Annotated in this window: 11 protein-coding genes; 9 read left to right on the top strand and 2 right to left on the bottom strand. The window is 53.1% G+C overall.

Going from position 1 to position 13,069, the window contains the following annotated elements; all coding sequences use genetic code 11:
* Window positions 1–35 precede the first annotated feature (35 nt).
* The 4 genes from AC6I9Z_RS00160 to AC6I9Z_RS00145 all read left to right on the top strand — a co-directional run bounded on the left by AC6I9Z_RS00160 (window position 36) and on the right by AC6I9Z_RS00145 (window position 5,173).
* Window positions 36–1,049: a FecR family protein gene (locus AC6I9Z_RS00160; protein ID WP_461458122.1), complete on the top strand. Its 1,014-nt coding sequence runs from the start codon at window positions 36–38 to the stop codon at window positions 1,047–1,049.
* Window positions 1,033–3,465, top strand: coding sequence for a TonB-dependent receptor (locus AC6I9Z_RS00155; protein ID WP_461458124.1), 2,433 nt, complete (start codon window positions 1,033–1,035; stop codon window positions 3,463–3,465). The genes AC6I9Z_RS00160 and AC6I9Z_RS00155 overlap by 17 nt, the downstream gene beginning before the upstream one ends.
* Before the next feature lie 208 nt (window positions 3,466–3,673).
* Window positions 3,674–4,249, top strand: coding sequence for an LCCL domain-containing protein (locus tag AC6I9Z_RS00150; RefSeq protein ID WP_461458126.1), 576 nt, complete (start codon window positions 3,674–3,676; stop codon window positions 4,247–4,249).
* Window positions 4,250–4,984: 735 nt separating this feature from the next.
* The gene (locus AC6I9Z_RS00145) at window positions 4,985–5,173 is read left to right on the top strand and encodes a hypothetical protein (protein WP_461458127.1); all 189 of its coding nucleotides are present in this window, start codon (window positions 4,985–4,987) and stop codon (window positions 5,171–5,173) included.
* A 375-nt stretch (window positions 5,174–5,548) separates the two neighbouring features.
* Here AC6I9Z_RS00145 and AC6I9Z_RS00140 read toward each other — a convergent pair whose 3' ends face one another.
* Window positions 5,549–6,424: a LysR family transcriptional regulator gene (locus AC6I9Z_RS00140; protein ID WP_461458129.1), complete on the bottom strand. Its 876-nt coding sequence runs from the start codon at window positions 6,422–6,424 to the stop codon at window positions 5,549–5,551.
* 85 nt (window positions 6,425–6,509) lie between these two features.
* Between AC6I9Z_RS00140 and AC6I9Z_RS00135 the strand changes: the two genes are divergently transcribed.
* The 4 genes from AC6I9Z_RS00135 to AC6I9Z_RS00120 all read left to right on the top strand — a co-directional run bounded on the left by AC6I9Z_RS00135 (window position 6,510) and on the right by AC6I9Z_RS00120 (window position 11,379).
* The gene (locus AC6I9Z_RS00135) at window positions 6,510–7,202 is read left to right on the top strand and encodes a hypothetical protein (protein ID WP_461458131.1); all 693 of its coding nucleotides are present in this window, start codon (window positions 6,510–6,512) and stop codon (window positions 7,200–7,202) included.
* Between the two features lie 286 nt (window positions 7,203–7,488).
* On the top strand, window positions 7,489–7,908 hold the full coding sequence (locus AC6I9Z_RS00130; protein ID WP_461458133.1) for a MarR family winged helix-turn-helix transcriptional regulator: 420 nt from the start codon (window positions 7,489–7,491) through the stop codon (window positions 7,906–7,908).
* Between the two features lie 157 nt (window positions 7,909–8,065).
* Window positions 8,066–9,985: an MBL fold metallo-hydrolase gene (locus tag AC6I9Z_RS00125; protein ID WP_497811086.1), complete on the top strand. Its 1,920-nt coding sequence runs from the start codon at window positions 8,066–8,068 to the stop codon at window positions 9,983–9,985.
* A 95-nt stretch (window positions 9,986–10,080) separates the two neighbouring features.
* Window positions 10,081–11,379 carry a DcaP family trimeric outer membrane transporter gene (locus tag AC6I9Z_RS00120; RefSeq protein ID WP_461458136.1) on the top strand — a complete coding sequence of 433 codons (1,299 nt, stop codon included), beginning with the start codon at window positions 10,081–10,083 and terminating at the stop codon, window positions 11,377–11,379.
* 13 nt (window positions 11,380–11,392) lie between these two features.
* Here the strand turns inward: AC6I9Z_RS00120 and AC6I9Z_RS00115 are convergent, their stop codons facing one another.
* The gene (locus AC6I9Z_RS00115) at window positions 11,393–12,478 is read right to left on the bottom strand and encodes an AraC family transcriptional regulator (protein WP_461458138.1); all 1,086 of its coding nucleotides are present in this window, start codon (window positions 12,476–12,478) and stop codon (window positions 11,393–11,395) included.
* Between the two features lie 128 nt (window positions 12,479–12,606).
* On the opposite strand from AC6I9Z_RS00115, the gene AC6I9Z_RS00110 reads away from it, so the two are divergent.
* Window positions 12,607–13,044, top strand: a complete 438-nt coding sequence (locus tag AC6I9Z_RS00110; protein ID WP_461458140.1) for a hypothetical protein — start codon at window positions 12,607–12,609, stop codon at window positions 13,042–13,044.
* Window positions 13,045–13,069 lie beyond the last annotated feature (25 nt).

Below are 13,069 nucleotides of genomic sequence, written 5' to 3'. Positions count from 1 at the left end.
GCTTGTGGTGACGTCTATGTCCCGGGAAAGAAATTATGGCTGATATGAATGACATGGTCCGGGAACAGGCGATCGCCTGGGCAATCCGCACCCGCGACGCGGATTTTACCGACTGGGATGGCTTCACGCTTTGGCTGGAGGCTGATCCACGGCACAATGTCGCCTATGAGCAAGCGCTCGCCGCAGAAGACCGGTTGGTGGCGCTATCCGACGACGTTGCATCGGCAGCAGAGCCGAAAGGCCTGCCAATTGATCAGGACGGGCAAATGGATGCTCCGATTCCGCAGCAACCGGCAAATGACGACTATCTGTTACCCCCCAGACAGACAAACCGCCGCCGTATGATGTTCGGGGCGCTTGCCGCATCGCTGGTTGTCGCTGTCAGCGCCGGTGTCTGGACCCAGATGCCGCAGCCTTATGATGTAATGACCGAGCCGGGTCAGCGAGAAATTGTTGCGCTTCCCGACGGGAGTCAAATTACGCTGAACGGCGATACAAGTATTGAACTGGACTATAAGAAACCTCGCTATGCCAGGCTCAATCGCGGTGAAGCCTTGTTCACGGTTGTGCACAATGATGATGATCCGTTCATTGTCGACACCGGAAAAATGCGCCTGATCGACGCCGGTACTGAGTTTAACGTCGTAAAAAGCGACGAGGCGCTGGATGTGGCGGTTTCCGAAGGTTTGGTCATTTACAATCCCGGGCGAGAGAATGTCAGCTTGCCAGCCGGCAAACGACTGTATCGCGATATATCCAGAAGCCGGGTGACCATATCCGATATTGCGATTGAACAGGTCGGCATTTGGCGCACCGGTCAGTTGAGCTTTACCCGAGCGACGTTGGGCGAAGTGGCTGAAGCGCTTGATCGGAATCTGGGCGTTACTGTCACAGCATCTGAAGCGATCGCGGCGCGGCCATTTAGCGGTGTGATACAGTTAAAAGACCGCGATCCGGAAGATATGGAACCGATTGCCGCCTTGTTGGGCGTGCGTGCTGAGAAACAAGCGAAGGGTTGGATATTGATAGGGGATGATGCGGTACCGTGAGTTGATCCCGGCCGCTGTGCTGGGTGTTGCCATTGCTGCTCCTGCTCATGCCGACAGTAAAGTTGAAATAGATATTGCCGCAGGTCGCCTCGATTCTGCGATTTTTGTGCTTGGCCAACAGGCAGGGATCAGCATCGGACTGTCTGACCCGCAAATGGGTGCGAAAAAGGTGCCGCCGATCAAGGGCCGGATGACCTCTCGCCAAGCTCTGACGCGGTTACTGGCGGGAAGCGGGACCAGGCCGGAGCGGGTTGATGATCGCCACTGGCGGATCGTACGTGTGCACAAAGGTGCGAACCCTGTGACCGCTTCTCCCGGAAATGCCGGAATCGGAGCGGCTCTTCCACCTGTAATCAATCCTGATATTGTTGTTACAGGTCTGCTGAATGACAGCGATATTGCCTTGGGCCAGCCAGGAATACTCCAGACGGTGACACTGGATGAAATGAGTCCAGCGGCTGAGTTGCGCGGTACTGACGCATTGATTGAAACCATACCGACGATCAGTTCGACACAATTTGGTCCAGGTCGTAACCGTCTTTTCATCCGGGGCATTGCCGATTCCAGTTTCAACGGTCCGAACCAGGCCGTGTCCGGTCAATATCTGGGTGAGGCCCGGTTGAACTACAACGCGCCGGATCCGGATTTGCGGTTGATTGATCTGAGCGCCATTGAAATTCATCAGGGGCCGCAAGGGACCCGCTTTGGCGCCGGAACCCTGGGCGGGGTCATTCGTCTGATCCCCAATGCCGTGCAGCTGAATGAAGTCAGCGGCAAGACGTCCATCGCCGTGGCTGCGACGCAGGACGGCGATCCGTCGGTCGATGCAAATGCGACCTTGAACTTGCCGGTAGTCGCAGGATCCGTCGGTATACGCGCTTCGGTATACGGCGGTCGTCAGGGCGGTTATATCGATGACCGGTTGCGCCGTTTGAATGACGTCAACCAGGTGGATACGATAGGCGGCCGGTTCATGCTGAGAGCTGATCCCGGTGCAGGCTGGTCGATTGACCTGATGGCGGCAGCGCAGGAAATTGACGGGCGGGATAGTCAATATGCCGACCGGCTTGGCGATGATCTCGATCGCGCTTCACCCTTTGCGCAACCTTATCGCAACCGCTTTGCTCTGGGGCAGCTGGTCGTTCGGAAAAATTGGGACGATCTGGAGTTCCTGTCCGAGGTCAGCTATGCCGACCAGCGGGTGTCGGAGACTTTTGACACGACATTACCGGGGATTGATCCTTTTCCGGCCATCCCCTCACTTTTCCGTCAACGCGGGAAAATCAAGCTGTTCACGTCTGAAACCCGGTTGTCAAAGTCGCTGGAAAATGGTGGTAGCTGGTTTGTCGGCACAAGCTTGGTGAACAACCGTTATCAGATTCGGCGTGCTCGCGAAGGTGGTTTGCTGACGACCAATATTGGCGGCATAGAAAATGAAGTGAATGAGGTTACCGGCTTTGGTGAAATCGTCTGGCCCTTGTCAAATCGCCTGACGGTCAACGCCGGCGGACGCGTCAGTCACGTCTGGACGATGGGCAGGACCTTGGATGCACCGGCCGGTTTCCGGATTGCTGCCAGTGACGAAGCGAAACGGAACCAAACCGCATTTCTGCCGTCCGTCGGTGCGCGCTATCGGCTCGCCGATGGCTTGATCGGCCATGTTCGCTATCAGGAGGGTTTTCGCGCGGGCGGTATCGCGGTGCGTGATGATATGGTGCAGCGCTTCTTCAATGACGAGGTCGCGGCGATTGAAGGCGGGCTCTCTTACACCAGCGGCGGTGAAACCGGCTTTGATGCCGGGATCACACTGGCCCATACCAGATGGAATGATATTCAGGCGGACCTCATCGACAATGACGGCCTTCCCGTGACCGAGAATATCGGGACGGGGCGGATATGGACGATTGATGCATCGGCCAGTTGGCGGCCGCTGCCCGGCCTGTCGATTGATGCATCAGCCATCTGGGCCGACAGCCGTTTGACCCAGCCCGCCGAGACTATTTTCGTCGGTGATCCGGAGTTTCTGTTTCTCGCCGATCTTCCGGCGGGCACGGTGGTCGTGGATAGCGACAATTTGCCCAATGTCGCTGATTTTTCCGGACGTTTGGGCCTGAGCTATGCGACCAGACTGTCGGAGGAGGCGGACCTGTCGCTTGCTACCTGGGCTCGCTATACGGGTAAATCGCGGCTTGGTATCGGTCCAGTACTGGGCGTGGAGCAGGGCGATGTGGTGGATACCGGCCTGTCTGCCAGCCTTGACCTCGGCCCGCGTACCGTCTGGCTGGAGGCGACCAATATTTTTAACGTCAGGGGTAATCGCTTTGGTCTAGGCTCTCCCTTCACATTGCCTTTTGCAGACCAAATTACACCTCTGCGCCCCCGCACTGTCCGAATTGGCTTTGACTTCAAATTTTAGACTTTGAGACTCACTCCGCACGTCAGAGTTAGTTTTATAACGGCATTTTTGCATAGCCTGCATGTGGTGATGCGGGTTCTGCCTGTGCGTGCCAACCGGTAAAGTCGCAGATGTTCAGGCCGGGTCGCTCTCCCCCACCCATTAGCGTTGGCGATCAGGTTTTTGACTGCTTCGAAAACTTTGAAGAACATCGAAAAAGGAATAGGTTATGACGAAGACACTCTTCAATCACGACATGCGACCAACAACGATTCTGGCGATCACTGTCGCATCGCTGACTTTGGCGGCGCCAGCACAGGCCGGGCCGCTTGATGGCCTGAAAAAGGCCGTCGAAGACACGGTCAAATCAACAGCGCGCAAAAAGGCTGGCGTGCCCGATATTGGCAGCGCGAACCGGTCGGGCGGCGCGGCGGAGGTCGCGGCAGCAGGAGGCAAACGTGGTCCCGGTGAGGCCCCGGCCAGCGATGCCCATCACGTCGACTGGGACACCAAATTTACCGCGACCGGACTCGCTGATCGCCACAAGACCGGGCATAGTTTCAAATTTTATTGCCCGCCTGCACCGGATCGCCTGACACCACGCCGCTTCAGCGGGATCGACCGATATGCCTTCCACACGTTGATCTGCCGGGCCGCAGTTCATGCGGGCAAGATCGACTTTGGCGGTGGCAACGTGACCCTGCGCATGGAGGCGGGCAGCGTGAAACTGAAAGGCAGCACACGCAACGGGATCACAACAAAGCCCGGAAGCAGCGGAGTCCGCACTCTGGTATTCGTCGACTGAATTTCTGGCGGGCGCCGAACTTTCGGCGCCCGTCTTCTAAAGTGATTGACTCCAAAGGCTGTAGCAGGCCGCTCCATTTCAGACGATGACAGTCTGAAGATCGGGATTTACGCCGAATTAGTTCGGGCCGGATCGCCGGCCAGGCTAGGTGACTCGCTTCTGGCGGCTCATATGGCCGACAAAGAGAGGACTTTAACGTCTTTCAAGAGGCCGCCATGGAAGCTTTGGCCAGCACAGTCGAGCGCGGCGCAGAAGCTGTCAAAGATGCACTTTCGGATTCGGGGATTGAATACTCCATGCATTGGGCCAAGCTAGGGGATCTCAATAAAGCTAAGGTGACAGAGGACTTCGGACCCCGCGGAAAAAGCCCGCCGTAGAATCTTGGCGCGAGACCAGAATGAAATTGGTTACCGGCACAAGCGACAAATTTTTTCGGAACCCAGCGGCTCTAAATTACGGCTTGCTGGAACCATTTGGTCCTGCACCGATACCAACCTCCCAGTGCAACGAAGAACCATAAGGTAGGCCGCCCCCAAGTGCTCAGCGAACCGCATCAGGATATCAAATTATGCACCTAATACGACCTTATCTGAGTGCGCTCTGTATCGTCGGCAGTTTGACGGCCTGTTCTCCAATAGGCGCTGACAGCGTGAGGATTTCGGTTGAACCTTCCGCGGCAGCATTAGTCGATACAGAAAGCGCTTCGAAACTTCGCCATTCACGCCGCCGAACCCCGTGAGTTTCGTGCGCAGTGACAGCAATGCCTGCCCCGATACAGAAGGAGGGGCAAAATGGTACGCCCAGCTCGACGGCATGGACGCTGTGCGGGTGACTTATGGTATCCGCTTTAATGGCGAATTTGATGGACGGCTCCATACGCTATCCCTCAACCCCCGGCTCTCTAGACAGTATCAGATGATGTGAGCCGGCGAAGGTGAAGCGTTAGACTGGGAACCCTTTGTCGTCGAGATCGAGGTCATCTGGTAAACGCCGCGATCAATATGGGCGACAGGCCACGCCCGCTATGGTCGCCTAGTTCTGATCCCATTCCGCCGCATACCCGACCGACAACTTCTACATTCCTAATGTCCGCTTTTGCCCAAAGCGGTTGCTGGGTCGGTCTATTGCGGACGTCTGCAATTGGGCCGTTAACGGACAGTCTGATTTCGTCTGATAACCCAAGGGGCTGGAAGTAAATGATCCGTGATCAAGCCTCGAGATCGTGCTAAGAGTTGGTTGGTTTGGAGCATCTTCATCAAGGAAGTGAATACCACCACTAATATGATGCATGTATGCACACTATTCTTGCATCAAGTTGGATTTGTTTAAAAGCGCCGCGACAAGATGCTGTCTCAATGCAGTCACTTTCGGAGAGTCTTTCAGGTCTGGGTGCGTTAACACCCAAATGTCCCGGTCTGGTTCTCTCATTGCTCCATCAAGCTGTACAAGTTCTGGTTCTTGATCAGCCAAAAAACAGGCTTCGAAAATTAGTCCAAGACCATGAACAGCGGCTATGTGGCGATCTAGTGGTCGATCAATTCGCAAAGCAATAGGAGCGTCAGGATAAGGTGAGTTTCTGATCCACTCAGGCTGGTTTGAATCGCTGGTCCATCCCAGCCATCGCGCTGCCTGTTCGCCCGTTGATATTTTCCTGAGATAGCTTTTCGATCCATAGAAGCTGCGGTCATATTTAAAAAGCTTCCTGCCGATCAAATGTTCAGGCGGGTTGTTGGAGATGCGAATTACTACGTCTGCATCTGCGCGATCGAGATCAACGAAATCAATCGAGCTGTGCAGGCTGAGATCGACGTTGGGATACCGTGCTATAAACTCGCCAATATCAGCGGCCAAAAAATATTGGGAAAGCGTTTCCGGCATCGACACTGAGATGGGGCCGCTGATTTCATCTCCTAATGCTTCAATTTTGCGCGCCGCTTCAAACTGCGCATCTTCCATTTTTTCGGCGGCTGCAACCAGGGCCAGGCCTTGTTTCGTGGCGAGATATTTTCCTTCACGCCGCTCGAAGGGGCTCGAACCGACCACAGATTCTACAATCGATATCCGGCGCAGCACTGTGGTGTGATTGACGCCCAAATATCTCGCGGCAGCTCTGATTGATCCTTCCCGATGAAGGGCGATAACGAACTGAAGATCACTCCAATTCAACTGGTGCATATTTCCACCAGAGTTTGGCGAAACAAAACCATGACTTATGCCTCCGACTGACTATTTTGGTTGTTATACGCACCAATTTGGAGAGATGAAAATGAAAAACTCGCGGCTTCCGGTAACAATTGGCAAAGTCATGGCGGTGATAGGCTGTTGCTCAGTGATAGCCACAGCGCCCACCCATGCCATTGCGAAGCGGTCCACTGGGATATTGGTACTTGGGGCGAAAAACGCGGACGATAATTATCGAAACGCGATCATTTGGTTAGATAAGAGGGGCTGCAAATTGTTTTTCTCGGGGAAAGTGGCCGGGATAAGAGGTGCTCTAGATGTTAAAGACCCTGGCAATATGGCGCTCTTGGGATGTCGCAAGCCTTCAGTAGCCCGGAAAATTGATGATTTGTCGGTTTCAATGCCAGAGTTGCAGATTATCATCGGGCAGTTTGATGGGGGACAATTCGACCAAAAAAGCAGCGCTGAAAAACATTATACCGTGAAGTTCAGCCGATTTAACAACAACGATGTCAGTCGGAGAAAACAAGACCTTCTTGCTCTAAACTCCGAAGCAAAATCTATTTCCAACGGCTGGAGGCAGGCAGGGATACTGATCCCGGATGCAGCATATGGAATGGCGAAACCCGATGCGATCGATTTCATTTACTATGAAAATCCTGCTGATGCTCAAAACTTCCGGTCGGACAACCCAACTGTCGTTCAAAAGGTGGGCAAATTTAATTCCGACCATGTGCTGGACTTTGCATATGTGAATTCGCGTCCGAAATAAATCCGGCTGGCATGCCTTCAGGATTCAGTCATGTTTGTTGCTGTTCGATACCGCATGCGTGTCTGCAACAACTGTCACTGCTATTTTGTCAACTTTTAGCGCCGGCTTTGGGCGTAAATGGGATGTTGAGATCAAGTCGAGGACACGGGACAATTTTCCTGATTTTAATCGAACCAGGTTGCTTTTTCATAACCCCTATGAAGCCTGATAGCGTCTCCACAGAACATAGTGTATTGACATTTAAGTGTATATACACATATATGTTTTTCGACTTGAAGGAGCCATCATGACCAGTGATCCAAGCGCGTGCGCCAATATGAATATCCGCAGGGCCGCTCGGCAGATCGGCCAGTTTTTCGATGACAGGATGAGTGGCGCGGACATACGAGCCACACAATTTTCGCTGCTGGTACTGGTAGGCCGCCATGCGCCTGCACCAATTTCTCACATTGCTGAAGCCATTAAAATGGAGCGGACTACCTTGACACGGAACTTGCATGTACTGGAACGTCAGGGGATGGTGGAAGCACAGGCAGGAACGGATGCCCGCATGCGGCTATATTCCCTTACCGAACAAGGCAAGAAAGCGGTTCAAGATACCCAATCTCTATGGAGCGAAGCACAAAGCGATTTTCTGTCGCGGTTCGGTGAGCGCCGATGGGAGGCGCTCCGCGCTGAGCTGAAAGCCCTCGAAGCCTGCTTATAACAGTGCCGAATCCACTATTTCGGCCTTTTCTTTAACAATTTAAGTGTAGATACACATATAGGAATTCAATATGATGATTAACTTCAAAGTTTCCCTCCGGTTGATGCTGTGTGTCGGAATGCTTCTCATCCCTTTGGCTGGATTCTCGACGCAATCAATGGCTGAAACCAAACCTGTCACAACCCCTCCACTGAAGATTGAATCCCTTTTGCCAGCGACTGGCTTTGAGAAGTTTGCAGACTTTTCCGGCGATCGGAGCTTTCACTCCAATATTGCCTTGTACGAAACTGTCCTGTCGTTCGGTCCGGTGGTGGATCCAAGACCGGTTTTCCTCCTCGCAAACGCCTATATTGTTACCAATCAACAGAAGATAGGAATCGCTTTTTTTGAACAGCAGTTCGAGTCTTACTCGGACAAAATGTCGCCCGAAACGGAAGCGGTTTATCTGAGTGCCTATGCACTATTGCGGGCAACCTACGCCGATGACGTAAACATTTTCCAGCGAATTGGCTGGGTGCTCGATACATTTGAAATTCTGGAGCGAGCTGATTCGCTTGCGGGCGGAAAGCATCCGCTTGTACATTGGGCTGCAGGGATCATTTATACGCAAGTACCTAGAATTTTCGGCATGCGCGATGAAGCTTATGCGCATCTGAAATGGCTGGAGGATCACCCCGAAACGGAACCCACGCCCGGTTTCTATCGTGAGGTTTATCGCCATCTCGCAATCCTGGAAAAAAACAAAGGCAACCAGCGGCAAGCTAGCAAATATCTCGCCAGAAGTGGATACGAAGCCGAAGCTCCGGAAACCTTGTTCATGGGGTGGTTCGCAAGTGACAGTGTTCGTGGACTGCGGTTCGCCCCCGCTCCCGAAATTGCAGAAATCGTACCCGGCCGGATTTTTGCAGTTCGTGGCTTTGGATTCTCGGAACTTCATTTCATGGTTTCTGAGGATGGCCAACACCTGATCTCAATCGACGCCGGGACGCAACCTTCCAGTTTACAGGAAGGGCTGGAGTATCTGAAGCGTTATCGGCCCAGGCTGCCGCCATTGACAACAGTCTTCGTGACGCATGCTCACTGGGACCATATTGGGGGGCATGGCTATTTCCGATCGCTGGATCAGGACGTTACATTTTACGGACGAGAAAATTTTGGCGGAACTGTCGAGAGAGCGGATCGAAAACACGCCTATAAGCAGTTTCGCGGTGCTGGTTTTAAGAGTGCGTGGATCACAGATTATTCGCCAGACGTCGTGGTTAGCGAAATACAGACGGTTTCGATCGGAGGCTCTCAGATTGAACTTGTTCCGGCCATGGGTGGAGAAACAGAAGATGCTCTGCTCGTCTTCGTGCCGGCGCTCGGCGTGGCCTTTGCCGGAGATGCTTTCATGCCTTTCTACGGCGAACCGTGGGTGGAAGAAGGCCATATCGAAGAAGCCATTCAAACGCTCGATGTGATAATTGAGCGACAGCCGGAACACATATTGCACGGGCACTACGGGCTGACCGAAATCTATGGAACGATGCCGCAATTGACATCCTATCGCGACGCTTATGCTTGGTTGATCGAAGCTGCGAAAAAGCTGTTCAGCAATGGCTATTCAACCGAGGAGATTCGCCGATTTAATCTGATACCGCCTGGACTCCAGAACCAGCCGGAAGGCTTGTTTGGCTATCTCGCTGCTCGCGATCATGTGATTGCCCGCATCGGAGACAAAATGACCGGTATTTGGAGAGAAAACAGCCTCGGCGATGACCCGCGCGGGCTCGATAATCTGACGCTGACTGAATATGGACGGATGCTCGATGTCTATCTCGATCTTTCGCCGAACGAAATTGAAGATGGCATAGAAAGGATGCTGGACGGCGGGGACAATGAGCTTGCCCTGAAAATGGCATCTGCGGCACTGCGCAGGTTTCCGGACAGCCGCGATGTTCGAGATCTTCGCAACTTGGCAGCGGACAGACTTCGAAGCGCTAATCAGTATTTCGATCCATTTCGCTTTGTGACTTATACCGAGATGAGTGATCAGAATCATCCATCTATGCCTTTGGAAACTAGCGAGCAAAAATGATGGTTTATGTGCAAGCTATCCATCAAAACTTATGCAAATCCGATGATAACAGACTTCCACTGTTGCAGTCAGGAAAACCGGGCAGACGAGCCGGGATGTTTGTTCAAGGTGTTTCGGTCGCCGTGTCATGTCTTGCCAGTTTTCCGATGACGTCCGCAGCACAGGCAGCTCCGGATTCAGACCTGGAAACCCGGATCAAGCTATTGGAAAATGAGCTGAGATCCGTCAAAAGAGAGTTGGCTGAGCGAGACGAAAAAGCTGAGCCGGTCTCAGAAAACGGGAAAAACGATGCTATTGTCGATGATTCAGCCTGGCGGGAGATCGAGATCGGTGAAACCAAGGTGGAAATTGGCGGGTTCGTAGACCTCGATGTCCACGTTTCCAGCTATAGTGACGGAGATGTGCCTTCCGGCAGCATTGGCAGAGATCTGTATCTGCCGCAGTTGACGCCAGTTAGTCCGGACAGACAGTCTTCAGGGGTTACATATACCGACTTTTCGGCCAAGACCAGCCGGATCAACCTAGCGACTGTCACGCCGATTGGAGAGCGCGCCATTTCCACGCGTATTGAACTTGACTTCCTGCTTTCGCCCGGCGGAAATGAGCGGATATCAAACTCATACAATCCCCGGCTTCGACGCGCTTATGTAGACTTGGACGGGTGGCGCATCGGTCAGGACTGGACGACCTTTCAGACGCTGCAGGCCATGCCTGAATCCGCGTCTTTTTTTGCACCTGCAGAAAGTCAGGTGTTCGTACGTCAACCAGTAATCAGATACACGACCGGCAATTTACAGCTGGCGCTGGAAAACCCGAATACGAATATTGAAGGGGTTGGCTTGACCGGTGATGGAGCCCTACCTGATGCTGTTTTGCGTTACAATTTTCGAGGCAAGAGCTATGATGTCGCTTTGTCAGCGCTGTTCCGGCAGCTTAGTTATCGTAAGGCCGGAGTTAAAGCCAAGGCATTCGGTTGGGGTGTCAGTCTGGCTGGTCGCTTTTACATTGGCGACGATGACATCCGATTTTCATTACAGGGTGGAGAGGGAATCGGACGATATGTCGGTCTGGGAATTGCACCAGCGGCCGTTCTCAATGCAGCATCCACGGATATTGTACCCATCCCGGTGCTAAGCGGCAACATCGCTTATCGATGGGTCCTTGGAAGCACCAGCATATCCGGCGGTTATTCCTTTATCAGGATCGACAATGACAAGAAATTGACAGCGCCGACTGCTACAGCCGGTTCGCAAAGCGTTTTTGTTGCTTTGACCAGGAGGCTGACACCTAAACTCTCCATCGGCGCAGAATTCCTCTACGGCCAACGAGAAATCGAATCAGAGTTTCAAGGCGATATTAGCCGGTTCACTTTTTCTGTCCGGCAAGGTTTCTAGTGGCCTTGGCCGGTTAGCGTCGATCAGTCTTCCAGTGTGATACAGCTTTGCGCAAAGCTTGTTGCCGAAACTCGCCGGGCGCAATCCCTGTCCATCGTTTGAACGCTCGGGTGAAAGAGGAGGCATCAGAAAAACCGACAAGATAGGCGACTTCGTTGAGCGACGCCTTTGAACCGTTCAAATAGGTTTTGGCCAATTCTTCGCGAAGTTCGCGCAGGACCGTGGTAAAATCCGTTCCTTCATTATCTAACCGCCGGAACAATGTTTGCCTACTCATACCCATATGCCGGGCTGCGCTTTCAGCAGTAATACTGCCTTCATGCAAAATGGCGGCAAGTAGATTCTGGAGCTCGGAACTGGTCCGCCTGACATCGCCCAATTCTTTGATGAGATGGTCGGCCCTGTCGGTCAGGATTCCAAATACATATTTTGGGTTTTGCCTGACCGGCCAGGACAATGATTCCGGCGCCATTTCGATCGCGTTCCATTCGCTTTCAAAATGTACCGGGCAGCGCAGTATCTTCTCATATGCTTGCCAGTGTTCCGGTTTAGGCCATGTCACGCTAGCCGAAATGACTGGCGATCGTTTCATGTAGCGGCGTGGCCCGCATGCCAGCCACGCAAAGGCACTTTCCGTCAGTTCCGGATACTCCTGAACCACGGGTTGTTCATCGGCTAGGAACAACCGATTGCCCTTTCTGATCAGTTCAAAGCGAGGATCCGCGCTAGAACCCGTTGCTTCGATCGCCAAGCGACCATAGCGGCGCATTTGAACATAAGCATCACCAACAGTTTCGGAAGCCTCCATGAGCAGTCCGACGATAGATAATTCCGACATGCCGGCGGCTTCGCCGAAAGCAAGAGGAAGTTCGGGGCGTCCTGTTGCCGTGATCGCAAAACGCATGGCTTGCATGTAAGCGCCCAGCGAGACACGTGCGTCAGGGTTTGCGAGATTCGCAATATCGATATCTGACACATCGGCAAGTATGTCCGGACTGACGCCCAGCTTACTGCAAAAATCGAAGAGTCCCGCGACCACGCCAGCTGCAACCGTCGCCCCATTGTTAACGGAGCGAGGGCGATACGGACGGTCAATCATATTGTTACGACGAGTAATGGCGCTGGTCTTCTGGTTATAGTAAAAATCGGCAACACCTTAAGAAATTGGTGGGTGTTTGTTTTTTTTCAACCATAGCGCTTTCACGCGCCGATTTTTGGGGTTTTTCTATGGCCAATTCTGGCATTGAATTCGAAGTTTCGACTTGGCGTCGGTGGGTAATGCGGGTACCGTTTTTTCTTACCGGAGTTTTGTTTGCCTTCACGGCCTGGGGCACGCTTATCGAGCACTGGGGAAATTTCGAGCCGACCGAGGGCGTCGCATTTGCTTTTTGGGGCGCACTCTCGCTGATCGCCATTATCGGATTACGGTTTCCAGTGAAGATGCTGCCGATACTGCTTTTGCAGTTTGGTTACAAAATTCTGTGGATTGCTGCTGTTGGCTATCCTTTGATGTCGCGTGGAGAACTTGATGCCGCTGGACAGGCACTCTTGCACGCAAACGCCGCCGGTGCATTGATAGATGCGATCGCAATCCCTTGGCTTTTTGTAGCTAGAACCTACGTCATCGACGCGGTTTCGGACTCTGCTCACGAACCGTCTCCTTAGCAGTTCAGACGATCCACAATATCTC

The sequence above is a fragment of the Parasphingorhabdus sp. genome, from assembly GCF_059726685.1.
The sequence above is the reverse complement of the archived record's forward strand: the minus strand, read 5'-3'. Positions and strand labels throughout refer to the sequence as shown.

What these genes read in the sequence shown, in the direction of transcription:
- AC6I9Z_RS00160 (WP_461458122.1), top strand. Translation starts at nt 36, where the DNA reads ATGGCTGATATGAATGACATGGTCCGGGAACAGGCGATCGCCTGGGCA.
- AC6I9Z_RS00155 (WP_461458124.1), top strand. Translation starts at nt 1,033, where the DNA reads ATGATGCGGTACCGTGAGTTGATCCCGGCCGCTGTGCTGGGTGTTGCC.
- AC6I9Z_RS00150 (WP_461458126.1), top strand. Translation starts at nt 3,674, where the DNA reads ATGACGAAGACACTCTTCAATCACGACATGCGACCAACAACGATTCTG.
- AC6I9Z_RS00140 (WP_461458129.1), bottom strand. Translation starts at nt 6,424, where the DNA reads ATGCACCAGTTGAATTGGAGTGATCTTCAGTTCGTTATCGCCCTTCAT.
- AC6I9Z_RS00135 (WP_461458131.1), top strand. Translation starts at nt 6,510, where the DNA reads ATGAAAATGAAAAACTCGCGGCTTCCGGTAACAATTGGCAAAGTCATG.
- AC6I9Z_RS00130 (WP_461458133.1), top strand. Translation starts at nt 7,489, where the DNA reads ATGACCAGTGATCCAAGCGCGTGCGCCAATATGAATATCCGCAGGGCC.
- AC6I9Z_RS00125 (WP_497811086.1), top strand. Translation starts at nt 8,066, where the DNA reads ATGGCTGAAACCAAACCTGTCACAACCCCTCCACTGAAGATTGAATCC.
- AC6I9Z_RS00120 (WP_461458136.1), top strand. Translation starts at nt 10,081, where the DNA reads ATGTTTGTTCAAGGTGTTTCGGTCGCCGTGTCATGTCTTGCCAGTTTT.
- AC6I9Z_RS00115 (WP_461458138.1), bottom strand. Translation starts at nt 12,478, where the DNA reads ATGATTGACCGTCCGTATCGCCCTCGCTCCGTTAACAATGGGGCGACG.
- AC6I9Z_RS00110 (WP_461458140.1), top strand. Translation starts at nt 12,607, where the DNA reads ATGGCCAATTCTGGCATTGAATTCGAAGTTTCGACTTGGCGTCGGTGG.